Below are 26,105 nucleotides of genomic sequence, written 5' to 3' on the forward strand. Positions count from 1 at the left end.
AAATCGTTAGATACCGGGTCTAAAAACAAAAAGAGGGAAACCCTGCCAGGGCTTCCCACTTTTCGAATAAAACCAGGTGGCTTTAATCGATGCCTAATATTTTTTTATTTAAGACTTCATCAGAGCCAGCTCCGGCAAAGTCATCGAATGCTTTATCGGTCACGCGAATTATATGTTCTTCAATGAAAATGGCCCCTTCCCTGGCGCCATCTTCGGGGTGCTTGAGGCAACATTCCCATTCCATTACCGCCCAGCCGTCAAAGTCATATTGGGCCAGTTTGGAAAATATACCCATAAAATCCACCTGCCCGTCTCCCAGTGAGCGGAATCTTCCCGGGCGGTCTATCCAGTCCTGATAGCCTCCATAAACGCCTGATCTGCCTGTAGGGTTAAATTCAGCATCTTTAACGTGGAACATTTTGATGTAATCGTGGTATAGGTCGATATATTGGAGGTAATCCAGTTGTTGCAATACAAAATGGCTGGGGTCGTACAGCAGGTTGGCCCTGGGGTGATGATTGGTTGCTTCCAGGAATCGCTCAAATGACACACCGTCGTGCAAATCTTCACCGGGATGAATTTCGTAGCAGACGTCCACACCATGACTGTCAAATTCATCGAGAATAGGCTTCCATCTTTTTGCCAGTTCTTTAAAACCGGTTTCTACAAGGCCAGGGGTTCTTTGTGGCCAGGGATACATAGTATGCCATAACAAAGCCCCTGAAAATGTGGCATGGGCATTCAGACCAAAATTACTGCTGGCCTGAGCGGCATATTTCAGTTGTTGTACAGCCCAGGCGGTTTTTCCTTTTGAATCTCCGCTTAACGATTTGGGCGCAAACCCATCGAATAGTTCGTTGTAAGCCGGATGTACAGCCACCAATTGTCCCTGCAGATGGGTTGATAATTCAGTAATGGTTAAACCGGCTTCCTTTACGACTCCCTGTATTTCGTCCGCATAGGTTTTACTTTCGGCTGCTTGCTGCAGGTCGATGACCCGGCTATCCCAGGTAGGGATCTGAACGCCTTTGAAGCCTAAACCAGCGGCCCATTCACAAATATTTTTCAGGTTATTAAAAGGTGGGTCATCACCTAAAAACTGGGCTAAAAAAATAGCCGGGCCTTTCATTGTTTTCATATTTATGTATAAGGTTAAATCATTTAAACATATTCCATATCCGGTTAAACTGTCCCAAATTCCAGCCACTTGCTGTTTTGCTTGCTGGATGCTACTACGGTTTCGATGAACATCATGCCACGTAAGCCATCTTCAATGGCAGGAAAATCGCGGTCAACCTCTGCCAGGGTTTGATTATTCCGGTGGGCCCGTACGGCATTGGCAAAGTTGAGGTAGATGTTGGCAAATGCTTCCAGGTAACCTTCAGGATGTCCGGAAGGCAGCCTGCTGGCCTTCCGGGCGGCTTCTGAGTAGTAAGTGTAGTTGCCTCCTGTTCTGAGCACCTGCCGGGGTTGGTCTAACCATTTTAGCGTCAGGGTATTGGGATCGGACTGCAGCCATTCCAACCCGCCTTTTTCTCCGTAAACTCTTATTTTTAACTCATTTTCTTCGCCTGCTGCGATCTGACTGGCAAAGAGGATACCCTTTGCACCATTATCGAACCGGATCAGGACACTACCATCGTCATCCAGCAACCTGCCATCCACAAAGATGGTAAGATCGGCACTTAGCGCTTTCATTTTCAGGCCAGTGATGTACTCAGCAAGATTTTCGGCATGTGTTCCAATATCTCCCATACATCCTGCGATCCCTGATCTGGAAGGGTCGGTTCGCCAACCGGCCTGTTTGGAGTCAGTGTCTTCAAGTTTGGTAGACAACCACCCCTGCGGATATTCGGCCACTACTTTACGTATTTTGCCCAGCTTTCCCTCCTTAATCATAGCCCGGGCTTCTTTAACCATGGGGTAACCCGTATAATTATGAGTGAGTGCAAAAACCAATCCTGTCCGGTCAACCAATTCCTTAAGTGCTTTGGCTTCCTCTAGTGAAAAAGCTACCGGTTTATCACAGATCACATGGAAACCATTTTCAAGGGCCATTTTAGCGGGACCAAAATGCATGTGGTTTGGTGTGACAATGGAAACAAAGTCCATGCGCTCTTCTTCCGGAAGGGTCTTTTCTGTCGTGATCATTTCCTCATAACTGCCATATATCCTGCCTGGCTCCAGGTATAAAGCTTCGCCAGACCTTTTGGATTTTTCCGCAGAGCTACTGAAAGCACCGCAAACCAGGGATATTTCGCCGTCAAGATTGGCAGCCATTCGATGAACTGCGCCTATGAAAGAACCCTCGCCACCGCCTACCATTCCCATTTTTAGTTTTCCAGACATATTTATGATTGTTATTATAGTTAAAAGATGTAAAAAAATTCCGCTTCCTAATTTAACCTTTGTTTTTGATTAAGAAAACATAATCAAAACTTTCTGCAAGTGATCGTAAAATTTGACGCTTGTTTGGGAAGCTGGTTTTAGGAACGCGCATAAAAAAAGCCCTGACCTCGAGTGTCAGGGCTTAAAATTCCTGTATGATTTAACTTTTATCCCAGATAAGGGATTAAAAGATTAATATTCGAATTCGAACTTAATTTTCGAATGGCCTTGTCCTTAATTTGTCGTACACGCTCACGGGTCAGTCCCAGATCATCGCCAATTTCTTCCAACGATGATTTGGACTCATAACCGATCCCAAAAAAGCGCTTGACAACTTCTCTTTCGCGTTCTGAAAGAATTGTTAAAATTCTTTCTATTTCTACTTTCAGAGAGTCTCTGTACGCTAGTTCCTCATCTACACTCTCGGCCTCTTCATTTTCAAGCACATCGAGCAATGAATTGCTTTCCCCTTCTACGAAAGGAGCATCCACTGAAATTTGCTTGGTGGATGAATCCATGGTGTTTTTTACTTCGTCAACCGTAATGTCAAGAAATTCTGCCAACTCCTCCGCAGTAGGTTCTCTTTCGTATTCCTGCTCTATAATTGCAGCAGCATTATTTATTTTTGATAATGAACCTATTTTATTTAATGGAAGTCTGACTAGTCTTGACTGGTCGGCAAGTGCCTGCATGATGGATTGTCTGATCCACCAAACGGCGTAAGAGATAAATTTAAAACCTCTGGTCTCATCGAACTTTTTTGCAGCTTTAACCAAACCTAAATTGCCTTCATTGATAAGATCATTCAATGGTATTCTACTATTTTGGTACTGCTTAGCAACCGAAACCACAAATCGCAGGTTCGCTTTAGTTAACTTTTCCAAAGCAACTTCGTCCCCTTCTCTTATCCTCCTTGCCAAATCGACTTCTTCTTCCAAAGTCAACAGATCCACTTTAGAAATATCATTGAAGTATTTCTCCAAAGTCTGGCTGTCCCTGTTTGTAATTGATTGTGTGATTTTTAATTGTCTCATTCAGTTAACTTTTATGATGATTTAGGAACTCTTATAGTATCTTAACAATTTAATGGTTTACAAGATTTAAGTCGATTGAATTAAACTTGTAAAACCTATATATAACGAATTTATCTTGTGGTTATGCTGTTAATGCGTGATTTTAATTTGTCTTATCTACTTGTGTAAATGCAAAAAAACCTCTAAAGGTGATAACATTTTTTATTTTTTTTTGTTCCTTTGAGACCCAACAAAATATTTTAACCTTTTAATTCAAACAATTTACAACCCGTTATAAGGGCGCAAAGATACAAAAGTTCTCTAATAATATAAATGAAAATTTAAATAAAATGTTTCATTTCATGGTTATTTATTTTTCATAACTAGTTCATTATCAGTATTTACAGCATGAAAATTATCCCCTTTAGCCAAATTTAATTTTAATTTTACGTCAAAACCCCAAAAAATAAGCAAGTTTACTTAAGAAAATCACCTATTCTATTCGGAGAAATCGTATTTTCTTAAAATCCCCTCAAAACCTTTCATACAAAAAAGTTTTTTAATGGACAATTGAAAGTTGACAATGGACAATTAAATTTTAATAAAAAACCTCTAATAATTGTCAATTATCAATTATCCATTGTAAATTGTCCATTGTCAATCCCCCAAACCATTTAGTCTTTGGAGTGCCGATCTCGCCTGTTGGTCCAAACTCTGCTTATAGGGATGATTACGGAAGTTTAAAACAGTTTGAAAATACTTGTCTGCCAACGCGTAATTTTTTTGTTTTATGTATATGTGGCCGAGTTGCAGGGCAGCACTGGGTGCAAAATACCAAGGTTCTTTTTGGGTCATGCCGATGGTTTTCCTGTATTGCTGACTGGCTTCCGGTAATTTTCCCTGCAAATGTAACAACCGGGCTTTCCGGTAGACCAACTCAGTTTTATTTTTATGGGTATCGAGTCGACTGGCAGACAGACTGTTTATCAATGCTTCGGCAAGATCATAATAGCCCCCGTCGGTAGCGAGACGGATTTGCATGATCTGTACGTGTGGGAACTCATTGTTTTTAAGAAGCCTCCCGGCATATTTATCGGCTGTTGAAACAGGGGCACCCTCGACCTTGGCAATTTCATACATTTTCCTGGCTTTTTCCTGCCGGTTATTGAGCCAATAGCACAAAAACAGTTGGAACCAGGCATCTTTAATGTTATTGTCACCCTTATATCCGGAAATGAACCGGTCAAAGTAATAAGCTGCCAGTGTATAGGATTTTTTCTGGAGTAATATTTTGGCTTTTAAATAATCGAAATAATGAATACGGGCATAATCCTGTACCATTTTCTCGCTTTCCCGGATGATCTTCAGGGCTTTTTCGCTTTGATTGCTTTTGAAACTGACCGCCGCGTAAGCAAACTTTACCAAAAGGTTATCTGGAAAGGTTGCATAGACTTCACTAAATGATTGTACCAGGCTTTTATCCTGCAAAATATAAACACCGGCCAAACATTTCAGTATGGATGCTTCCAGACTGAAAAGATTGTTTTTTTCTTCAACCTGTGAGAGAAGTTGTATCCCTTCATCGATACTTCCTTTTAATCCGAACAAGTCAAGGAGCCATTGATATTTATGGGGAACAGCACCGATTAGCAGGTTTAAGGTACCCTGGGTTTTGTAGTTTGGGGTAAAACCGGGAAATTTTTCCATGTTTTCCCTCGCCAGCCTGTAAGCCTGCTTGATAGACCATCCGGCCGAAAGAGCGTCATCGAATTTCAATTTTACAAAAGCCCACTGCAACTTAATTTCACTTATTACATACAATTTATAGGGATCGTCTGAAGATAATTCCTCCAGCTTTTGAATCCGGGCTTTTTCGTTATCCCTGTATTTTTTGTAATTGGCTTGATTTTCATTTAACAATATCTCGATTATTTCGGAAAGATTGTCCAGGTAGTGAAAAAAAGCCTGTTCCTTGTCTTCGGCAGACAGTTGAAAAAGTGTATTTTTTCCATTAATTAACTGGAGGTTGAGTATCTGCTGATAAGCCAGCCTAAGGGATTCGCCCGGATTTTCAGGTTTACAATGGGCTGGAACAGCCACAAAGATGAATAAAAAAAGGTGAACGAATATGTTCACCCTCCTGAAATTTTTATCACTGTAAGTTTGAATCAATTTAACGCAGTGTTATTCCCTGATTATTTGGCTTTGCGGGATCTTTTTGTCTTTTTTTCTTCTACGAGCCCCTCTGTTTCCACATCGGCTAAAATCCTGCCGCAGTGCTCGCAGACAATAATTTTCTTTTTCTCCCTGATGTCTGCCTGCCGCTGTGGTGGCACAATGTTGAAGCAACCTCCGCAGGCCCCTCTTTTTACAGCGACTACGGCGAGGCCATTACGCGCGTTGTCCCTGATTTTATTGTAAGAGTTCAGTAATCTTTCGTCCACATCTTTGGAGGCTTTCTCCCGCGAATCCCTCAGCTTCTGTTCTTCTCCTTCGCTTTCCGAAATAAGCAGTTCGAGTTCCTGACGTTTACTATCCAAATCCTTTTTCCTTTCCTCAATCAGCGCTTTAGTAGCGTCGATTTCCTGGTTTTTATCTTCAATTTTAGCGTATGATTCTTTGATCCTTTTTTCGGAGATTTGAATTTCCAGGGTTTGTAATTCGGTTTCTTTGGTAATAGCGTCGTATTCCCGGTTGTTTCTTACATTCATCTGTTGCTCACTGTACTTTTGAATGAGCCTTTCTGAGTCTTTTATGGCATTTTTGTTTTTTTCGATCTCATTCTCCAGGTTTTCTAAATCCTGGCTGAATTTCCGCAACCTGGTATCGTATCCTTCTACTTCGTCCTCTAAATCACCGACTTCTTCGGGAAGTGCCCCCCTGACCTTTTTTATTTCGTCTAATTTTGAATCTATTTGCTGAAGTTTAAGAAGTGATGATAGTTTCTTTTCTACCGTATTGTCCATATTGTCAGTAATAACTAATCGGATTTGTTATTTGTTCTGTAAAATCGACTGCAATATTAGTAAATTTTTTACTTATAATCTCATAAATAAGTTCTTTTGTGAAAACTTCACTTTCGTAGTGTCCGATATCCATAATGATCAATTTATCCTCTGCGTCAAAAAATTCATGATATTTAAAATCGGCAGAAATATAGGCGTCAGCCCCCTGCCGCAGGGCTTTGGGCAAAAGAAAACTTCCGGAGCCACCACATACCGCCACCTTGCCTATCTTTTGGTTGACAATGCGGGTATGCCTGATGCAGGAAAGTTGCATACGCTCTTTGACATGGGTCATGAATTTTTTGACCTCCATGGGCTTTTCCAATCTGCCAATCATGCCTGCACCGACTTCCTGGTTTTGGTTTTCAACATTTTGCAGGTAATAGCCGACTTCCTCATAGGGGTGGGAATTTTTCAAAGCCTGCATCACCTCAGGGCCCTTCACTGCGGGAAAAATCATCTCTATCCGGTTTTCGGCGACCTCTTCCGGTTGATTGCGCGCGCCAATATGCGGGTTGGCAGCTTCGTTAGGTTCAAAAGTACCGGTACCTGTTACCCTGAAACTACAGTTTTTATAGTTGCCTATCTGGCCTGCACCAGCCTGATTCAATGCAGCCAATACTTCTTTTGAATTAGCCTCCGGAACGAAAGTGACCAGCTTTCGCAAGGTGTCAGCCCTCGGCGCCAATATCTTCCAATCAATTAAGCCAATTTTTTCTGCAATTTTGCGGTTCACCCCCACATGCACATGGTCCAGGTTGGTATGTGACGCGTAAATGGCGATGTCATGCTTGATGGCCTTGATGATGGTTCTTTCAACATAGTTTTTACCGTTGATTTTTTTGAGCCCTTTAAAAATAATCGGGTGGTGGGCGATCACAAGGTTGCACTTTTTTTGTATGGCTTCTTCTATTACCCCCTCCAGAGCATCCAGGCAAATCAGAATACCGGTAACATTTTCATCTTTCCGCCCGGTAATCAATCCGGCGTTGTCGTAGTTTTCCTGGTACCCCAGGGGTGCTATGGTTTCCAAATAATTGATTATGTCTTTTATTTTAGTCATATTTCACGAAATTTGCGCCCTGCATCTTTATGCTAATTTATAATTTTTATTTCTTAAACCGCTCAATTCATGCACCTGTTAGCATTATTACTGTCTCCTTTTGCCTTGATTTATGGTGGGTTAATGTGGTTTAGGAATCACCTGTTTGATATCGGATACAAAAAATCCTTTCGTTTTGATCATCCGGTTATTGCGGTGGGTAATTTGTCGGTCGGTGGTACTGGAAAAAGCCCTATGATTGAATACCTGATCAGGTTGCTGGGCGGGCGCCTGCGGCTTTCTACCTTAAGCCGTGGTTATGGAAGAAAATCAAAAGGATTTAAAATAGCTTCGGAAGGGGATAATGCTGACAGCATCGGGGATGAGCCTTTTCAGTTTTACCTGAAATACGGAGGCCATGTCAACGTGACTGTTGGCGAGGAAAGGGCCCTGGCTATTCCTGAAATACTATTTAAATATCCCGCCAATCAGGTGATACTGCTGGATGATGCCTACCAGCACAGAACAGTACAACCAAGCCTTAACATTTTGTTAACAGCCTGCAAAAAACCATTTTACAGAGACTGGGTATTGCCATCCGGCAGATTGAGGGAGCCGCGCAGTGGTGCAAAAAGAGCTGATATCATTGTGGTGACCAAGTGTCCCGAAGCCTTAAGCGAGGAGGAAATGGAAAAAATAACCGTGAAAATTCAGCCCTATGCAAAACCTGAAATCCCGGTTTTTTTTACGGCTGTAAAGTATCTTGAACCCAAGCCGGTACTGGATGATGCCAGGTTCCCCTTTGCCGATCATGTGTATTTGTTCACCGGAATAGCGCATCCCCGACCCTTGGTGCAATACATTCGCCGGAAATATAATCTTTTGTTTCATAAAAGATTTAAAGACCATCACAGTTACCGAAAGAATGACTTAAAAGAGATGATTGCTCATTACAAACAATTTAGCAATGAAAATATGGTTATGCTGACCACTGAAAAAGACCGGGTAAGACTATTATCCGAATCCGTCAGACAGGAAATCAGGCAGGTTCCCGTTTTTTATTTACCGATTGAATGCTATTTTTTAAAAAATGGCCATATTTTTGATGCGGAGGTGCAAAAAGCTTTACAGATTGATGTGTGAGCGTGATTATTATGTTTATAGAAATATTTTGTTGAAAAAAGCCTTAGTACTTATTCCATTATTGCTGGGGAGTTACTTTACAAAAGCTCAGATTGATATTGATTCATTGAGCAGGGAATCGCCATATGGTCCCTTTACCACCAGTTTTTTTACTGAAAAGCAAATCAAGTATGGCGACACTACCGGGCAATTTCTGGATACACTTCCTGATAATTTTCAGCGATTCGATCAGGTTTCGCTCAGCAATTTTCGTTTTCAGAATTTAGGAAATCTGGGTACGGCATTGTGGCCGATTTTTTATGAACCCCCAAAAATCATTGGTAAAACTTCTGGTTTTTCAAGCTACGATCATTATTTCAAGTTTCCTGACGAGATACGCTATTTTAATACAAAATCGCCTTATTCCTCTGTTACATCTGTTTTTGGAGGTGAAGGGAGAGCGGTAGTGGATGTCCGGTTTAGCAGAAACATCAATCCGTTATGGAATGTCGGATTTGACGTAACTACCATCAATGCCGATAAGCAGGTAAACTCTTCAGGGGACGGTGATAGAAATACCATATCCTGGGCGTATGATTTTTATACCTCCTTTAAAACGCCTGACGACCGTTACCAGGTGTTAGCCAATTTTTCAAGATTACGGCACCGGGTAATTGAATCGGGGGGCATTATACCACCTGAGATAGATCCTACTTCCAACCTGTTCGGATACAATGACGACGCCAAGATCTGGTTGTTGAATGCCGAAAGCAGTGAGTTGATGATAAATTATCACGTATACCATCATTTTCAGCTCACTAAATTATTTCAGGTTTATCATATTTCGAATCATACCAAAGAGTTAAATAAGTTTGAAAATGAAAACCTCAGTGCCGATGCGGCATTTTTTGACGATTTTCTTATTTCAACCGCTGAAACATTTGACCGCTCGGAACTGAAAACTTTTGAAAATGAATTGGGTGTAAAAGGCAACTATGAAAATCTGTTTTACGGTTTTTACGTAAAAAGACGGACGCTGAATTTTCAACCTAAATACCTGCCAAATCCGGGGACGGAACATGAGAATTATGCCGGAGCCTTTCTGAACTATCGGATGAGTGATAGTGCCAAAGTCAATTTTGAAGGAGAATACCTCACCGATGGAAACTATAAAATTGCTGCGACATTCCATAGCAAGTGGCTCAAACTGGGATTCGACAATACCCAATACGCACCTTCATTTTTAGTGGATAGCTATTTCGGTAATCATTATGAATGGTACAACAATTTTTCATCAGTGAATTCAGAGACGCTGACCGGCGAACTGAATGTTAAACTTGGCAAACTCAGGCTCAAACCCAAAGCCTCGTTTACCACCATTAATGATTATATTTATTTTAACACGGACAAGCGCCCGGCGCAGGCCATCGGGAGGATTACTATTTTTTCCCCGGGCGTTGATTTTAATATCAGGTTCTTCAGAAATCTTAACTTTGACAGCCAGTTCACCTATACCAGGCTTGGGGGGTCGGATGCGGATAAAATGCGTATACCTGAAATCCATGCCAGTGGGAAATTGTATTATGAAAATTTATTATTTAACGAAGTAATGTGGGCACAGGTGGGTTTTGATATGCATTGGCGATCGGCTTACTTTGCCATGAATTATGATCCAATCACACAACAATTCTTTTTACAAAACGATTTTGAAATTCCGTCCTATCTTTTGGCGGATTTATTTGTTAGTTTCAAAGTCAAAAGAATAAGGTGGTTTTTTAAGATGACCAATGTGTTACAAAACCTGGAAGCCGAAGGGTACTTTACCACACCTTATTATACCGGACAAAGACGTATCTTTGACTTTGGAGTTAACTGGATGTTTTTTGATTAAAAAATGGAAAAGAATTTACTTGGTTTAAGATTGCCTACCGATCCGAGGTGGGTTAATATCGCGGAAAAAAATATCGATGAAATTCTGATTGATCATGCTTATTGTGAGCAAAAGGCTGCTTCTTCCTGTATTTCTCTGATAGTCCAGTATCCCGACAAGGAGCTATTGGTTGAGATGCTGACACCTGTGGTGGCCGAGGAATGGAGCCATTTTGAGCGGGTGTTGGAGCAATTGCAAAAACGTGGCTATAAGCTGGGAAAACAGCGGAAAGATGAATACGTAATCGCTTTGAACAAACATATCAAAAAAGGCGGTAGCCGGGAACAGCAGCTAGTGGAAAAACTGTTGGTTAACGCCCTGATCGAAGCAAGGAGCTGTGAGCGGTTTAAAATTTTATGGAAGAAAATTCCCGATAAAGAATTACAGCAATTTTATTATGAGTTGATGGTGTCTGAAGCGGGTCACTACAAAAATTTTCTTCAACTGGCCAGGCAGTATATGGATCCTGATAAAGTGCAGGATCGTTGGAATGAATTTCTTCAAATCGAAGCGGAAATATTGAAAGGCCTTAAAGTCAGGCATGACAGAATGCACTAAAACGTTGTTTTTAGCCATAAAAATGATCGAACAAAATCAATAGATCCATGGAAATCAAATCGCTCTGTATTTTTTGCGGCTCCCGGTTGGGCCATAATGGAAAATACCATGAGGAGGCTGTGAAAATAGGGGAAATATTGGCCGAAAATGACATAAAACTGGTATATGGCGGTGGCAAGGTAGGGTTAATGGGCAGTCTGGCCGATAGTGTTATCACAAACGGCGGCGAGGTTATTGGTGTTATTCCGGGTTCCCTGGTGAATAAGGAAGTCGCACATTTTGGGTTGAACGTATTGAAGGTGGTCAACTCCATGCATGAAAGGAAGGAACTCATGTACGAGTGGTCAGATGCATTCCTGGCCTTGCCCGGAGGGTTTGGGACGTTAGATGAATTTTGTGAGATTTTTACCTGGTTTCAGATTGGTCTCCATAAAAAACCGGTTGCTTTTCTTAACAGTGGGGGCTATTTTGATTGGCTGATCAGGCATTTCGAGCATTCGGTTGAGGAGGGTTTCGTAGAAAAGGGCCTGCTTGAAAAAATACAGGTATTCAATCAAACCTCTGAAGTGGCGGCATTTCTAAACCAGTGATGCATCCCGCCAATCTGCGAATTCCAAAAAACTACTTCAAGACTATTTTTTCCAAACCTTGATACACTGTGCACTGGGAATATCACCTGTTTTTCTTTTCAGCGACAAAGCGCCTGTCTCCCGGTTGATATCAAACAACACGATGTTACCTGTGTGCCTGTTTGCAGCAACAAGCTGGTCATCAGATAAAACAAAGAAGTTCCTGGGGAAATCACCCCCTGACGGAAAATGCCCGGCAGCCTGTAAACTCCCGTCCGCCTGTACTTCGAATGATGCAAAGCTGTTGTGTCCCCGGTTGGTGGCATAGAGATACCTGCCATTTTGGGTGAGATGGATATCGGCAGACTTATTGAATTCCTGAAAACTTTCGGGCAGGGTGCCCAAGGTTTGTATTTCTGTAAGTACCCCATTGGAAGGATCCCATTTATAGGCTGTTACTGTGGCGTTTAATTCGTTAATTACATAACAAAAGTTTTTTCGGGGGTGGAAGGCCAGGTGCCTCGGACCTGCCCCGGGATGTGCCTTGACAAAAGGAAAATCATTGGGTTTCAGGGATCCTTTTTTATCATCAAATTTATAAATGAATATTTTGTCCGCGCCCAGGTCAGGGACCAGGACAAATTTATTGTTTGGACTGGCTGTAATCAGATGTGGATGAGGGGCCTTTTGCCTTTCGGGATTTACAGATGAGCCCTCGTGGTTGATTACCTGCTGCGCTTTGAGCACTTGCCCATCTTTCCCAACCGGGAAAAGGGATATGTTACCCCCGGAATAATTTGCTACGAAAGCCCATTTACCGGTTTTGTCTATGGACACATAACAAGCGCCTTTACCTTCCGAGGATTGCTCATTAATTAACGAAAGGCTGCCATTGTCTTTATCAATGGTAAATGCGGATACCTTGTTGCCAGCCACTGAGTATAAATACGGCTTTTTAGGATGAATAGTAAGGTAAGAAGACGTGCTAACGTCCCTGATTTTATGTTTGAGAGCAATTGCCTCATCTTCGAGGTTTAAGTCATAGACAAATATTCCGGCATGATTATCGGCTGTGCCCGAAGAAACAAACATAAATTGTGATGATTGACCCATCAGGTTGCTGCTCCCAATCAATAAAAACGATAAAAAGAAAAGTATAGATTTCATGATTCCAAAACTAATATTTCCGGCAGTCAGGAAAAGAAGTCCTAATTTACCGGATTTCTTTGCATGATTTTCTATTTTCACCCAAAGTTTAACCGATTATTATGCAATAATGTCTTATTTATCACAAAACTGGCGCTGGTTTGGCCCAGAAGATCCTACCGGATTATCCGAAATAAACCAAACCGGCGCCGCGGGTGTTGTTACCGCCCTCTACCATATTCCCTGCGGCGATGTATGGCCGGTTGAAGCCATAAGCCATCTCAGGCGGCAAATAGAGGCGGCAAACCTCACCTGGCAAGTAGTTGAAAGCGTAAATGTGCATGAAAGTATCAAAACGGCCTCTTCACAACGCGATGTCTTTATTGCCAATTACCAGCAAACCCTCCGGAATCTTGCTGCCCATGGGGTTAACACAGTGTGCTACAATTTTATGCCTGTACTTGACTGGACACGTACAAATTTAAATTACAGGGTGGCAGACGGTTCCTATGCTTTGCATTACAATGCATTGGCATTGGCAGGGTTCGATTTGTTCATATTGCAAAGGCCCGAAGCGGCAGATGATTACACAGAGAAACAGAAAAGGGCGGCAAAAGCCTTTATCAGTTCCCTGTCCCCTTCGGAAAAAGACAGGCTTCAGCAAACCATCATGGCCGGTTTGCCGGGAACAGATGAGGTATTTACGCTTTCTGAGTTTCGCCAACACCTGCAGACCTACCAATATATTGATGCCGGACAGTTGAAAGAAAACCTTTTTTACTTTCTGCAAAAAATAATACCGGTTGCTGAGGAGACCGGCATTAATATGTGCATTCATCCCGACGACCCCCCATTTCCGATACTTGGATTGCCCCGGGTAGTGAGTACGGAGCAGGATTTAAATGACCTGCTCCATGCAGTGGACTCACCTTGTAATGGCATCACTTTTTGTACCGGTTCATTGGGTGCGAGGGCTGAAAATGATTTGCCGGGTATGATCAGGCGGCTGGGATCACGCATTCATTTTTTTCATCTCAGGAATGTGCGGCGTACCGGAGATGGCAGCTTTTATGAGGCCGATCATCTCGATGGGAGCGTGGATATGTTCGAAGTAATGCAGGCGGTGATAGCAGAGCTCGGGAAAAGGGCGGAAAACCCTGCCAGAGGCAATGTTACGATCCCTATGAGACCTGATCATGGTCACCAACTCACTTTTGACGCAGGAAAAAAATACTACCCCGGTTATTCTGCCGTTGGCCGGTTAAGAGGGTTGGCTGAGTTGCGCGGGCTGGAGCTGGCCATCAACCGGGCCTCCTCAGAATGATTCTGAATCCGAGGCAGGGCCTTTGGCCAACCGGTTGCGCATGGACGACTGGCGTATGATCAGTTCCGTCTTAAGTACAACCGTCTCGGATTCCACCATCTCCCTGTTTTTTTTCTGTTTTAAAACCTGTTGGGCCGCAATTTTTCCCATATCTATGGCTGGGTGATTGATGGTAGTCAGTGGAGGTTCGACAATAGACGAAATCCGGTCATTATTGAAACCAGCCACAGCCAATTCTTCGGGTATCCTGATGCCCATCTCTTTGGCACACTGAATGGCACTGACCGCAGCCGAATCGTTGGCTGAAAAAATGGCATCCGGCGGGTGGGAAAGGCTGAGTAAGCGCCGGGTACCTTTCCATCCTTCTTCCATGCTCAGGTTGCTATGCAGTATAAGTTGCTCATCAACGGGCAAATTATGCTTTTTAAGCGCATGGATGTAACCGTCTTGCCTTTCTTTATAAATATTTCTGTGCTGCGCTCCGGCGAAATGGGCAATGCGTTTGCACCCCATTTCGATCAGGTGTTCGGTGGCAGTGAATGCAGCATCAAAATTATTGATAATCACCTTGTCAGTCTCCATTTCGAAACTAACCCTGTCTACAAACACGATAGGAATGTTATTTTGTCGATAGGGATAAAAATGGTTGTAGCGCTTAGTATCCATTGCCAGCGAAACGATCAGCCCTTCCACCCGGCTGGCGTACAGTGTCTGGGCTTTGGTAATCTCCTTTTCGAAAGAGTCGTTGGATTGAGAAATGATTACATTGTATCCGGCCTTGTCGGCCACGTCTTCGATACCGCTGATAAGCGATGAAATAAAAGGACGGTTTATCCAGGATACGATGACCCCAATGGCGTTGGTCTTATTCTTTCTCAAGCCCGAGGCAATGATATTGGGGCGGTAACCCATTTCTTTGGCCAGCTTTTTAACAGCCTGGGTGGTTTTCTTGCCGATGCTGAAATGATCGTTTAAAGCACGCGAAACGGTAGTCGCTGAAACGTTTAATTCTTCAGCGATGTCGTATATGGTTACTTCTTTTTTCTTTTTTTTCATGGTTTGGGCCTGCCAGCAATTAAAACTATTCGGAAGTTATCTTTTCTGTTATAAAAATGAAAAACCTCCGGAAGATTAAAATTAACACAATCGATTGTGTATTTCATAATAAATTGTTATATTTCCTCCTCATTACTAAATTATAAACTATTGCATTGACTAAATAATGGAGGAAAAAAGCATGTTTTTTTTTAAGATTTTTACGCAATCGATTGCGTAAACTGAAACTAATTCCAACCCCTGTGCAGGCTGAGCGTAGACAAATCTTTTTTACAACTGAGGATTAAAGTCCAAAACGGATTGGCAACTATTTACTTTTAACTTTAACGATATGAACTATGTTTACTGGCAGATTATTAAGCTTTCAAACCCTTTTAATGCGGACCCGGGTCATTCCCTGTGGTCTTGCAATTTTCTTTTCTATGACATTGCGAATGGTCTCTGCGCAAAATGTCGTAGTAAGTGGTACCATCACTGCCGCTGATTCCCGAGAGGGATTACCCGGGGCCAACATTATTGAAAAGGGCACGGATAATGGAACAATTTCGGATTTGAATGGCAAATTCTCCATAACGGTGAATGCCGATGCTACCCTTGTAATCAGCTCTATTGGTTACCTGACCGAAGAAATTTCAGTAGATAACCGTTCCGTAATCGATGTGGCCCTGGTACAGAATATACAGGCGTTGGAGGAAGTTGTTGTGGTTGGTTATGGCGCTGTTAAGAAAAAGGACTTTACCGGAGCAGTGGCCCAGATTGATGCCGCAGCAATATCACATCAGTCCGCCAATTCTGTTACAGATATCTTAAGGGCCAATGTTCCCGGATTGAATGTGGGTTTTTCCAACTCGCCAAAAGGTGTGAGTCAATTGGAGGTAAGGGGCAGTAACACGTTATCGGCAAGCTCCAGGCCGCTGATTGTCGTGGATGGTATGATCTACAATGGGGATCTTTCTGACATCAATCCTAATGATATTGACAAGGTGGATGTGATGAAAGATGCCAGCTCTGCGGCAGTTTACGGCGCCCGCGGGTCAAATGGTGTAATTCTTATTACTACGAAAAGGGGACAACAGGGCAAGCCGAGAGTTACGGTCAATGCAAGCGTAGGACTGGCCAGAGACTCCTTCAGGGAGCTTCCCTACGACGCACAAGGCTATGTCGATTGGAGGGTAGAGGTTTTCAAGAGTATCAATGCAGGAACTATCGAAGACACCCCCGGAAGATTCGATAACCCTGACAATCTTCCACCCGGTGTAACCCTGGATCAATGGCTGGCTTATGATGGCGCATCCGGTGACCCCACAGTGGCCTGGTTGAATAGAATCGGTTTTCAGGATATAGAAATCGAGAATTACCTGGCAGGTAGAAGTATCGACTGGTATGATAAAATCATCCAAACCGGATTACGCAGTGACCTGAACGTTAATTTATCAGGCGGCAGTGAATCATTAAAATACTTTTGGTCTATCGGTAGGATGAATAATGAGGGCATCGTAGTTGGGCGTGAATTTGGAACCATTCGTACCCGTTTAAATATTGAAGGAAAGATAAATGATTTCATTACTGTGGGGATAAATACCCAATTTGCTAACAGGGATGAAGGTTCGGTGGCTGCCAATGCCGGTGAGATATCCCGCTCTTCCCCCTGGGGTTCTGAGTTCGACGATGAAGGTAATATCAGGCTTAGTCCTCATGACGATCCGGGCGTTTCACAAAATGCTTTTCTGGCAAGAACTTTTACTGACCGTATTGAGGAATTCAACACATTAAACTCCCGTATGTACGCCAAGATAGCACTTCCATTAGGCTTTTCGTATGAGTTTGCCTTTGTTAACAGATACGAATGGAATGTGTTTTTAAACCATCGTTCCTCAAAAGATCCCGGACGTATCACCGGAGAAGCATTCCGGCAAAGCGAGAGAATTCAGGAGTGGCAAATTGATAATATCCTGAGGTGGGATAAAACATTTGGGGATCATGCTGTTAACGTTACTATGCTGGCATATGCTGAGAAATTCCAAAGATTTTTGGACCGCACCACCAATTCTTTCTTTACACCCAATGATGATTTGGGTTTTCATAATCTTTCATTGGGCACGGCTCCCGAACTGAGTGGCAATGACGAAAAAAGTACCGGAGATGCCTTAATGGCAAGGGTGAACTATTCCTATAAATCCAAGTATTTGTTGAGTCTGACGGCAAGAAGGGACGGGTATTCTGCTTTTGGCCAGGATAACAAAAGAGCAAACTTTCCCTCTGTTTCAGGTGGTTGGGTAATTTCGGAAGAAGGATTTTTTGATTTTGAGCCGATAGATTTTCTAAAGGTGAGAGCGTCATGGGGAGAAAACGGAAATCGTGAAATCGGACGTTATGCGGCCTTGTCCAGGTTAAGTTCCGGCAATAATCTGATTGTGGACGGATCCGGGAATGTTCAGTTGGTAGGTACTTTGAATAATTTCGAAATGGAAAACCGGACACTCAGGTGGGAACGTACCAGGGCCTGGAACCTGGGAATTGATTTTAGTTTCATGGGAGGCAAAATTGAAGGTTCGGTAGATGCGTATCACATGATCACCAATGATTTGCTTGTTCGAAGGGCACTGCCCAATATCATAGGATTCTCCTCGGTTTTCTCTAACCTGGGAGAACTGGAAAACAACGGCCTGGAAATGGTGGTAACTTCCCGCAACATCGATAAGCCCAATTTTTCCTGGAATACAACCTTTAATTTTTCCCTGAACAGGAACAGATTGAATAGTTTGTATGGAGATTCGGATGAAGAGGGTAATGAGTTGGATGATATTGCTAACCGGTGGTTTATAGGGCATGCTATTGATGAGATATGGGGGCAGAAGGTGTTGGGAGTATGGCAGTCGGATCAGGAAGAGGAAGCCGATGTATACGGCGTTCGACCCGGTGATTTCAGAATTTTGGACAAAAACAACGATGGCATTTTCACTATAGAGGATAACGAATTTCTGGGGTTTGCCAAACCAAGATTTCGCTGGACCATGGTCAATAGCTTTAGGTTAAGAAAAAACATTGACTTTTCTTTCGAGGTATATTCACACCTGGGAATGCGAAGAGCGTTTAATGCGGCCAAAAACAGAAGTGGTTTTATTGATCGTACCAACTCATTTCAAACGCCGTTCTGGACACCGGAAAACCCTGCCAATGACTGGGCGCGCTTGTTTTCCAGTGAGGGAAGCGCGAATTTCAACGTTTACAGAAACAACTCATTTGTGCGGTTACAAAATGTCACTTTGTCTTACACTTTCCCGCAAACAATGCTCGATAGGTTGTCTATAGAAAGTTTAAGAGTATACGGCAACATTAGAAATGTAGCAGTCTGGTCTCCGGACTGGGATCTGTTTGACCCTGAACCCTCGGAGATTGACGGGACGGCAGGTTTTACATCGACGCCCCGGTTTTTTACGCTGGGGCTGAACGTGACATTGTAATGTTTAACCCTCTAATGAAAAAACAATGAAAAGAAATAATATTAAAAAGTACGGTTTACTACTGGTGTTTTTGTTCATGTTCCTAACCATATCAAGTTGTGAAGAGGACTTTTTGGATACTGATCCGCAGTCATTTTTCACGCCGGAGAATTCGCTCAATTCCGCAAATGGTATGCGAGCGATTTTGTCTTCTGCGATGGCCAATTTAAGGGCAGAATACTATGGGGATGGTGCTCCGTTGATTACAGAAAACATCTTTTCTGAGGTAGCTGTGGAAGGCACCACCGATAAATCTGGCCCCGCCCAGGATTTGAATCTGTTGATACTGCCCGATGCGAATTTGAACAGTAACAATACCAATAGAATAGGTTGGTTTTGGAGAGAGTGGTATGAAGGAATAAAATTAGCCAATACGGTGATCACCCGGATCGATGATGCAGCATACGAATCGGAGGAAGAGAGAAATGACATATTGGGCACGGCTTACTTTCACAGAGCATACAGGTACTACAGGTTGACGCAGCAATTCGGAGATGTCCCCCTGCTGCTCAGGGAATACACACAACCGAGGTTGGATTTTGCTTCTGCGGAAAGGGAAACTATTCTGGAAAAAATGAAAGCAGATTTGGAATTTGCTGCACAATGGGTCCCGGAAGATGTACCCCGGGGGGAGGTGAGCAAAGGAGCCGTCAACCATTTGTTAACAAAGGTCAACCTCGCTTTGGCAGATTTTGATGGTGCCATTGCCGCTGCCAGCCATGTAATCGATGGTGGCAAATATGCCCTTATGACAACACGTTTCGGAGCAGAAGCAGGAGATCCTTCGAAAAATGTAATCTGGGATTTGCACAGGCCGGAGAACAAAAGTACACCGGAAAATACAGAAGCCATTATGAATGTGATTTCCAGGTTGGGGTTTGAAGGTGCAGGAAGTACAACCAGTCTTATGAGACAGGCCGTACCGTTGTGGTGGCGATTCATCAACACACCGGATGGCGCCAATGGCATGAGTGACCGCCCCAACATCGAAATTCCTCATGTGCTTTCTTTTGGCAGAGGTATCGGCCGCAATCGCGGTGTTATATATAGCACCAAGATGATCTGGACCGACCCCAATGATCTGAGACATGCACCGGGTAACTGGATGAACATGGAGGATCTTACCTATAACGCTGAGTCGCTCAGGGACGCTGATAATCCCTTCTACAATCAAAACCTGCAACTATTTAATGACGAGGGAACCATACTATGCTCCGATACCATACGTAACTGGTACGGATGGCCACATTACAAGCTATTTATACCTGATCCTGAAAGCGTCCAACCCGCAGGAGGACATTCGGACTGGTATGTTTTCAGGTTAGCGGAAACGTATTTGCTCAGAGCAGAGGCATATTTTTGGAAAGGTGACCCTGGCAGCGCAGCCGCTGATATCAACGCAGTAAGAAACCGTGCAGGCGCTGCCGATATGGCACCGGCCGAGGTTAACATTGGCACTATCCTTGACGAAAGGGCTAGGGAACTTTACTATGAAGAAAACCGGAATACTGAATTGACCAGGATGGCTTTCATTTTTGCTAAAACGGGTAAAGCCGCTTACAATGGTAAAAGCTATAGTCCGGAAAATTTCCATTTGGACAATTTTTGGTACGATAGGATCATGGAGAAAACGGATTTTTATAACCGGGGGGTGTTTACCATTCATGGCGATGAGTACACCATGAGTCCGTACCATTCATTGTATCCAATCCCGGCAAGTGCGATCAATGCCAATACACAAGGCCGGATTAATCAAAATCTTGGATATCCGGGGGCTGAGAATAACGTGCCTCCTTTAACAGAAATAGTCGATAACTGAAATCGAGTGTGGAGAGTGGGTTTGAGTGTGGGTGTGTGTTTTGTTTTGTAGGGATGTTTTGGGTGGATGGGGGGGTGAGGGTGTGGCGACGATAGAGGGGAAATATTGGGTGATTTTGGATATTTGTCTGGGTAAATTTATTAACTTTTGGAATCGATGTTTGGCAAAAAGAAAATTAAAATAGGTTCATGAATCAATTATTTGTATTAGTTATTCTTGTTTTTTCATCATTAGGATGTTATGGACACCACAAGTCCCCTGCAAAGGAAAAACCTGGGGTTTTAGCTTCATTCCGCGTATATGCCGGGCAGTATGACAGGGTCGATACGCCTGTATCTGCGGACCTCTCGGGGGTTTTTTTGAGAACCGGCACTTACGATCTGCAACTGGTAGAAACTACCGACCGTGCCAGCAGGGAAGTGGCTTCTCAAATAGAACCGGGCTATCAGGACAGGCTGTGGTGGATATTGGATGGAAAAACCGCTGCGGGAACGGTACGTGAATTTGAGTTAAGATCCATACCGCGTGATGATAAGAATAATAATTCTAAAGTGGCTTTACAAGATGTGGGTGAGGCTATTAAAGTAAAAATCGGAGGGAAAGATGTCTTAACCTATCAGTATGGGATAACCCCTGTTCCCGAAGGTGTGGACGAACTTTACGCCCGGGGAGGCTACATTCACCCGTTGAAGTCGCCTGAGGGAGAAATTCTTACCCGTATTCAGCCACCCGATCATTATCATCACTACGGTATCTGGAACCCATGGACCAAAACCGAATTTCAGGGGCGGGAAATTGATTTCTGGAACCTTATCAAGGAAGAAGGTACTGTGAGGGTAAAATCTGTAACCTCGCAGGTTCAAGGGGATGTTTTTGCCAGAATTACTGCTTTGCATGAACATATTGACTTAAAAGCACCTACGCCCGAAGGTTCGCAGGTGGCCCTGAACGAACAAATAGATATTCGCGTATGGAATTCCGTTCCTGATAACAAAGTGTGGCTGATAGATTTTATCTCAACTATGAATTGTGCCACCACAAGTCCTTTAACCATCAAAAAATACCGGTACGAAGGGTTTGGTTTCCGTGCCACAGAGAAATGGGATGACCAAAATGCCCGGCTGATGACATCGGAAGGGAAAGGCAAGGCTGACGGTAATGGCACCAGGGCCCGGTGGTGTGATGTGAGGGGGCCATCGATCGCAGGGACCTCTGGTATTTTATTTATGACACATCCTGCCAACTTTAACTTTCCCGAGCAATTGCGAATCTGGCCGGTAGGCGCTAATGATGGTAAGGAAAATGTTTTTTTAAATTTTAACCCCACCCAGGATCGCGACTGGGTTATGGAACCGGGTAAAAACTACAGGTTGAGGTACCGCATGATGGTTTACGACGGAGCGATCGATGTCAGAAGTGCTGAGAACTACTGGCAGGATCTGGCCTGTCCGCCGGTGGTGAAAGTCGAATTATACGATATGGGAGAAGAACCCAAAAGGGTGCTGGTATACACCAAAAACGGGAAGGGTTATGTACATGAAAACATTCCTCACAGTGTTGAGGCAATCAAAAAAATGGGTCAAGAAAATGGCTTTCTGGTGGATACATCAGCAGATCCCGGGGTGTTTACTGAAGAAAACATGGCCCGTTATGATGCCCTGATTTTTTCCAATACCAACAATGAAGCATTTGATACCCAGGAACAAAAAGACGTCTTCAAGCGCTACATCCAATCCGGAGGGGCCTTTGTCGGCATTCATTCTGCCTGTGGTTCTGAGCGTGATTGGCCCTGGTTCTGGAAGGTCGTGGGCGGAAAGTTTCACAGACATCCCCCAAGGCAGGATTTTGACGTGAAGGTACTGAATAAATATCACCCTTCCACCAACTTTCTGCCCGAAATCTGGAAAATAAAGGACGATGAGTGTTACTACCTCAAGCATCTTAATCCCGGGATTAATGTGTTGCTGGCAGCAGATTTAACAACTGTGAAGGACGAAAAAAACGATGGATACCCAGGCGAAGTTTTTGGTGATTTATTTCCCCTTACCTGGTATCACTATTTTGATGGTGGCAGACTGTGGTACACGGCCCTTGGGCATAAACCGGAGCACTATTCTGATCCCACATTTGTCAGACACCTGTTGGGGGGTATTGGTTGGGCTCTCAAAATACCGATTGGAGAGTGAGTTGGAGTGTGAGTTTGGGTGTGAGGGAGGGGGGGGTTGGGATATGGATAGTATTGATAAATTAAATTAAAATATGAAAAGAGAACTTAAGAAATTTGAAAAATCGCGGGTGGGGCAGGAGATGAGTAGGAGGGATTGTCTGAAGAAGTCTGCGATTGGTATGACAGGGGCGGTTTTTATGCCTGCCATTGTACCGTCAACGGTATTTGGTAAAAATGCTCCGAGTAATAAAATTAATATCGGACAGATCGGGTTTGGGCGAATAGCGCGAAGTCACGATTTGCCGGAAACCTTGAAGCACGATGTGAGCAGGGTGATAGCGGTGAGTGATGTGGATAGCAAAAGAGCGCAATTGGGTAAGGAATATGTGGAAAAATGGTATTCGGATAAAAAAGGTAAAAAGAAGTATGTCGATGTAAAAATGCATCAGGATTACCGGGAGATGCTGCTCAACAAAGATCTGGATGCTGTCATTATAAGTACCCCTGATCACTGGCATGCGCGTCCGGCTATTGAGGCGGCGCTTCAGGGTAAGGATATCTATTTGCAGAAACCCACCTCATTGACAGTAGCCGAGGGCAGGGCCTTAAGTGACGCTATTAAACAGCAAGGTGTAATTCTGCAGGTGGGGACACAGCAACGATCTACACCGCAATTCAGAATCGCGGCTGAATTAGTCAGGAATGGAAGAATAGGTAAATTACACACTGTAAAAATTGGTCTTCCGGGGGATCCGTCGGGCCCTGAAGCTCCGGAGATGCCCGTACCGAAAAACCTGGATTATGATATGTGGTTAGGATCCACACCGGAAGCATACTATACGGAGATGAGGGTACATCCCCAAAATGGTTTTTCCAGGCCGGGTTGGCTCAGGTGTGAGCAGTTTGGGGCAGGTATGATTACAGGATGGGGCCAGCATCACATAGACTCAGCGCATTGGGGAATGGATACGGAGTATACTGGCCCGGTGGAGGTTCAGGCTGTGGCCGAATTTCCAAAATCCGGATTGTGGAATGTACACGGGGATTTTATGGTTAAAGCCAGGTATGAAAATGACCTATCAATGTATATTACAGGAGGTTATACCAATGGTATCAGGTATGAAGGAACCGAAGGATGGATTTTTGTTTCACGAGGCAGCTACTCAGCTACTGCCAGCGATCCGGTTTCCAAAGAAAAGAGCAGTAAGGCGCTGGATGCCAGTAACCGTGACATCCTGACTTCAGCAATAAAGAAAAACGAAATCCATCTTTATAAAAGCGAAGATCAGCACGGTAACTGGCTGGATTGTATCAAAACCAGGAAAGAGCCTATTTCACCGGCTGAAATGGGACACAGAACCTGCACCGTGTGCCTGATAAGTCATATAGCGATGAAACTATCCAGAAAGCTTTATTGGGATCCAACCAATGAAAAATTTCGTGATGACGATGAGGCCAATGCCATGCTGATGCGACCTCAACGGTCGCCCTGGGGATATGCGCACATTGATAAACCCCGTAACTGATTAATGAAGTTTTTAACAACTAAGAAAAATAATGGTATCAAAAACCAAACACTTTTTTATGGTATTTGCCATAGCTATGGCATCATGCAGCTCACCTCAGACCCATTCAAATGATCAGGGTGGGAGTACAACAGGTACTGCACCTAAAACTAATTTTACCGGTGCCATGAATGAGATTAAACTGATGACATTAGATCCGGGCCATTTCCATGCGGCGCTCGTGCAGAAATTCAGGTATGCCCAGGTAGATCCTACCGTGCACATATTTGCACCGGGAGGAGAGGATTTGAAGCAACACCTCAATAGAATTGAACAGTTTAACAACCGGCCGGAAAACCCCACCGACTGGGAGTCGAAGCTATATACCGGTCCTGATTTTCTGGACAAAATGCTGCTTGAAAAGCCTGGCAATGTCATGGTGGTTTCCGGCAACAATGCCAAAAAAACCGAATACATTCACAAAGCAGTCAACGCAGGTATCAATGTCCTGGCAGACAAACCCATGATTATCGATCCCGATGGTTTTTTGCTGCTGAAAGAGACCTACGACCTGGCTGCCGAAAAAGGGGTATTGTTGTACGACATCATGACTGAGCGTTATGAAATTACCACTATGTTGCAAAAGGAGCTTTCAAGGCAAACCGGTTTATTTGGTGAATTGGAGAAAGGTACGCCCGATAACCCGGCTATTTCCAAGGAAAGTGTGCATCATTTTTCTAAGTATGTGGCTGGGCAACCTTTGATAAGGCCGACATGGTTCTTTGATGTTACGCAGCAAGGTGAGGGAATCGTTGATGTTTCCACGCACCTTGTCGACCTGATCCTTTGGGAGTGCTTCCCGGAAGAAGGGATAGATTATAAAACCGAAATTGCACTTATCTCTGCCGAACGGTGGGCTACGCCCCTTCATCCGGCTCAGTTCCAAAGGGTAACCGGACTAAGTGATTACCCGGATTATTTGAAAAAAGATATCATCAGAGATTCTGTCCTGAATGTTTATGCAAACGGCGCCTTTGTTTTTACCACACGGGGTGTACATGGCAAAGTATCCGTTACCTGGAATTATGAGGCCCCGGAGGGCGCAAAAGATACCCATTTCTCGGTCATGCGTGGGACAAAGACCAACCTGGTAATCAGGCAGGATAAAGCGCAACAGTATCAACCTACATTGTATGTGGAACCGGTAAAAAGCACCGGAAAGGACCATCTGGAAACCGCTCTCAGGGATGCTATCGACAAACTGTCCGGCAGATTTCCGGGATTGTCCTTTAAGGCCTCAGCCGGTGGCTGGGAAATAATCATACCGGATGTATACAAGGTTGGGCATGAAGCACATTTTGCCCAGGTAACTGAAAAGTACCTGCAATACCTCGTTGACGGAAAACTGCCCAACTGGGAAGTTCAGAATACCCTCACCAAGTACTATGTCACCACACAGGCTTACGCCATGAGCCGTTAACGACCTCCCCTTGAAGTCATAGCATGGCTCAAAGCCATACTATGACTAGAAATGTAATATGAAAGGTCAGGTGCCGGACAGATACAATATGTAAAGCATCATGAGGATAGCAGGAGTCAGGAGAGAGGTGTCAGGACACTGATTAGGGGAGGTTTTTAACTTTAGTGGATCATGCGCAAGTTAAAGACTTACAGGGGCTAATAAGTATTGTATAATGGCAGTAGCTAAGAATTCGGTGACTTTACATCGACTTCATACACCACTGCATCCATGGCCACCGTATGGGTGTTTTCCATACCAGGTTGCCAGTGGTTCGGTAATATTTGTTGAAAGCCTTCCAGTTTTATGTGTTGTGAGATGCGTTTACGAATATAGGTGAGCAGACGCATGTCCTTAATGCGTTCGTTCAACTGGAATTGACGACCGCACAACATTGGCAGCTCCCGGTCCGAATTGGTCCGCTTTAACAAGTGTTGAA

19 protein-coding genes are annotated in these 26,105 nt (G+C 43.7%); 10 read left to right on the forward strand and 9 right to left on the reverse strand.

Annotation, left to right across the window (positions count from 1 at the left end; all coding sequences use genetic code 11):
- Positions 1–82 precede the first annotated feature (82 nt).
- The 6 genes from AC04NP_RS01190 to AC04NP_RS01215 form a co-directional block, all read right to left on the reverse strand.
- On the reverse strand, positions 83–1,138 hold the full coding sequence (locus AC04NP_RS01190; protein ID WP_482857468.1) for a sugar phosphate isomerase/epimerase family protein: 1,056 nt from the start codon (positions 1,136–1,138) through the stop codon (positions 83–85).
- Between the two features lie 44 nt (positions 1,139–1,182).
- Positions 1,183–2,331, reverse strand: a complete 1,149-nt coding sequence (locus AC04NP_RS01195) for a Gfo/Idh/MocA family protein (protein WP_482857744.1) — start codon at positions 2,329–2,331, stop codon at positions 1,183–1,185.
- 224 nt (positions 2,332–2,555) lie between these two features.
- Positions 2,556–3,422, reverse strand: coding sequence for a sigma-70 family RNA polymerase sigma factor (locus AC04NP_RS01200; RefSeq protein ID WP_482857469.1), 867 nt, complete (start codon positions 3,420–3,422; stop codon positions 2,556–2,558).
- 636 nt (positions 3,423–4,058) lie between these two features.
- Entirely contained in the window at positions 4,059–5,537 is a 1,479-nt protein-coding gene (locus tag AC04NP_RS01205; protein ID WP_482857470.1) for a tetratricopeptide repeat protein, read from the reverse strand.
- Positions 5,538–5,596: 59 nt separating this feature from the next.
- Positions 5,597–6,367 (reverse strand): zinc ribbon domain-containing protein, encoded by a 771-nt coding sequence (locus AC04NP_RS01210; protein ID WP_482857471.1) that lies wholly within the window; start codon positions 6,365–6,367, stop codon positions 5,597–5,599.
- 4 nt (positions 6,368–6,371) lie between these two features.
- Positions 6,372–7,469 carry a Nif3-like dinuclear metal center hexameric protein gene (locus AC04NP_RS01215; RefSeq protein WP_482857472.1) on the reverse strand — a complete coding sequence of 366 codons (1,098 nt, stop codon included), beginning with the start codon at positions 7,467–7,469 and terminating at the stop codon, positions 6,372–6,374.
- A gap of 69 nt (positions 7,470–7,538) precedes the next feature.
- Here AC04NP_RS01215 and lpxK point away from each other — a divergent pair, with 69 nt between their 5' ends.
- Genes lpxK through AC04NP_RS01235 form a run of 4 tightly spaced genes read left to right on the forward strand, consistent with a single transcriptional unit; the run spans position 7,539 to position 11,648 of the window.
- On the forward strand, positions 7,539–8,591 hold the full coding sequence (gene lpxK / locus AC04NP_RS01220; protein WP_482857473.1) for a tetraacyldisaccharide 4'-kinase: 1,053 nt from the start codon (positions 7,539–7,541) through the stop codon (positions 8,589–8,591).
- A 31-nt stretch (positions 8,592–8,622) separates the two neighbouring features.
- Positions 8,623–10,461: a putative porin gene (locus tag AC04NP_RS01225; RefSeq protein ID WP_482857474.1), complete on the forward strand. Its 1,839-nt coding sequence runs from the start codon at positions 8,623–8,625 to the stop codon at positions 10,459–10,461.
- A 3-nt stretch (positions 10,462–10,464) separates the two neighbouring features.
- Positions 10,465–11,058, forward strand: coding sequence for a MiaE family protein (locus AC04NP_RS01230; protein ID WP_482857475.1), 594 nt, complete (start codon positions 10,465–10,467; stop codon positions 11,056–11,058).
- A 47-nt stretch (positions 11,059–11,105) separates the two neighbouring features.
- Positions 11,106–11,648, forward strand: coding sequence for an LOG family protein (locus tag AC04NP_RS01235; protein WP_482857476.1), 543 nt, complete (start codon positions 11,106–11,108; stop codon positions 11,646–11,648).
- A 42-nt stretch (positions 11,649–11,690) separates the two neighbouring features.
- Here the strand turns inward: AC04NP_RS01235 and AC04NP_RS01240 are convergent, their stop codons facing one another.
- Complete coding sequence (locus AC04NP_RS01240) at positions 11,691–12,875, reverse strand: lactonase family protein (protein ID WP_482857477.1); 1,185 nt, start codon at positions 12,873–12,875, stop codon at positions 11,691–11,693.
- A gap of 28 nt (positions 12,876–12,903) precedes the next feature.
- Between AC04NP_RS01240 and uxuA the strand changes: the two genes are divergently transcribed.
- On the forward strand, positions 12,904–14,097 hold the full coding sequence (gene uxuA, locus AC04NP_RS01245) for a mannonate dehydratase (protein ID WP_482857478.1): 1,194 nt from the start codon (positions 12,904–12,906) through the stop codon (positions 14,095–14,097).
- Here the strand turns inward: uxuA and AC04NP_RS01250 are convergent.
- A complete protein-coding gene (locus tag AC04NP_RS01250) occupies positions 14,089–15,153 on the reverse strand; it encodes a LacI family DNA-binding transcriptional regulator (protein ID WP_482857479.1) in 1,065 nt (354 codons plus the stop codon). The two genes, uxuA and AC04NP_RS01250, sit on opposite strands and share 9 nt — an antisense overlap.
- Before the next feature lie 422 nt (positions 15,154–15,575).
- Here AC04NP_RS01250 and AC04NP_RS01255 point away from each other — a divergent pair, with 422 nt between their 5' ends.
- The 5 genes from AC04NP_RS01255 (at position 15,576) to AC04NP_RS01275 (ending at position 25,627) form a co-directional block, all read left to right on the forward strand.
- On the forward strand, positions 15,576–18,617 hold the full coding sequence (locus AC04NP_RS01255) for a SusC/RagA family TonB-linked outer membrane protein (RefSeq protein WP_482857480.1): 3,042 nt from the start codon (positions 15,576–15,578) through the stop codon (positions 18,615–18,617).
- Between the two features lie 25 nt (positions 18,618–18,642).
- On the forward strand, positions 18,643–20,475 hold the full coding sequence (locus AC04NP_RS01260) for a RagB/SusD family nutrient uptake outer membrane protein (protein ID WP_482857481.1): 1,833 nt from the start codon (positions 18,643–18,645) through the stop codon (positions 20,473–20,475).
- 188 nt (positions 20,476–20,663) lie between these two features.
- Entirely contained in the window at positions 20,664–22,661 is a 1,998-nt protein-coding gene (locus AC04NP_RS01265) for a DUF6807 family protein (RefSeq protein ID WP_482857482.1), read from the forward strand.
- Positions 22,662–22,782: 121 nt separating this feature from the next.
- On the forward strand, positions 22,783–24,168 hold the full coding sequence (locus AC04NP_RS01270; RefSeq protein ID WP_482857746.1) for a Gfo/Idh/MocA family protein: 1,386 nt from the start codon (positions 22,783–22,785) through the stop codon (positions 24,166–24,168).
- 31 nt (positions 24,169–24,199) lie between these two features.
- The gene (locus AC04NP_RS01275; RefSeq protein ID WP_482857483.1) at positions 24,200–25,627 is read left to right on the forward strand and encodes a putative oxidoreductase C-terminal domain-containing protein; all 1,428 of its coding nucleotides are present in this window, start codon (positions 24,200–24,202) and stop codon (positions 25,625–25,627) included.
- A gap of 224 nt (positions 25,628–25,851) precedes the next feature.
- On the opposite strand, the gene AC04NP_RS01280 is transcribed toward AC04NP_RS01275, so the two are convergent.
- On the reverse strand, positions 25,852–26,097 hold the full coding sequence (locus AC04NP_RS01280) for a hypothetical protein (RefSeq protein ID WP_482857484.1): 246 nt from the start codon (positions 26,095–26,097) through the stop codon (positions 25,852–25,854).
- Positions 26,098–26,105 lie beyond the last annotated feature (8 nt).

It is taken from the genome of Agaribacillus sp. DX54 (genome assembly GCF_056858335.1).

Excerpts from the sequence above, each read along its gene's own strand:
- AC04NP_RS01200 (WP_482857469.1), bottom strand. The coding sequence starts at position 3,422 with ATGAGACAATTAAAAATCACACAATCAATTACAAACAGGGACAGCCAG.
- lpxK (WP_482857473.1), top strand. The coding sequence starts at position 7,539 with ATGCACCTGTTAGCATTATTACTGTCTCCTTTTGCCTTGATTTATGGT.
- uxuA (WP_482857478.1), top strand. The coding sequence starts at position 12,904 with ATGTCTTATTTATCACAAAACTGGCGCTGGTTTGGCCCAGAAGATCCT.
- AC04NP_RS01215 (WP_482857472.1), bottom strand. The coding sequence starts at position 7,469 with ATGACTAAAATAAAAGACATAATCAATTATTTGGAAACCATAGCACCC.
- AC04NP_RS01210 (WP_482857471.1), bottom strand. The coding sequence starts at position 6,367 with ATGGACAATACGGTAGAAAAGAAACTATCATCACTTCTTAAACTTCAG.
- AC04NP_RS01195 (WP_482857744.1), bottom strand. The coding sequence starts at position 2,331 with ATGGGAATGGTAGGCGGTGGCGAGGGTTCTTTCATAGGCGCAGTTCAT.
- AC04NP_RS01250 (WP_482857479.1), bottom strand. The coding sequence starts at position 15,153 with ATGAAAAAAAAGAAAAAAGAAGTAACCATATACGACATCGCTGAAGAA.
- AC04NP_RS01235 (WP_482857476.1), top strand. The coding sequence starts at position 11,106 with ATGGAAATCAAATCGCTCTGTATTTTTTGCGGCTCCCGGTTGGGCCAT.
- AC04NP_RS01270 (WP_482857746.1), top strand. The coding sequence starts at position 22,783 with ATGAGTAGGAGGGATTGTCTGAAGAAGTCTGCGATTGGTATGACAGGG.
- AC04NP_RS01230 (WP_482857475.1), top strand. The coding sequence starts at position 10,465 with ATGGAAAAGAATTTACTTGGTTTAAGATTGCCTACCGATCCGAGGTGG.
- AC04NP_RS01275 (WP_482857483.1), top strand. The coding sequence starts at position 24,200 with ATGGTATCAAAAACCAAACACTTTTTTATGGTATTTGCCATAGCTATG.
- AC04NP_RS01265 (WP_482857482.1), top strand. The coding sequence starts at position 20,664 with ATGAATCAATTATTTGTATTAGTTATTCTTGTTTTTTCATCATTAGGA.
- AC04NP_RS01190 (WP_482857468.1), bottom strand. The coding sequence starts at position 1,138 with ATGAAAACAATGAAAGGCCCGGCTATTTTTTTAGCCCAGTTTTTAGGT.
- AC04NP_RS01260 (WP_482857481.1), top strand. The coding sequence starts at position 18,643 with ATGAAAAGAAATAATATTAAAAAGTACGGTTTACTACTGGTGTTTTTG.
- AC04NP_RS01255 (WP_482857480.1), top strand. The coding sequence starts at position 15,576 with ATGACATTGCGAATGGTCTCTGCGCAAAATGTCGTAGTAAGTGGTACC.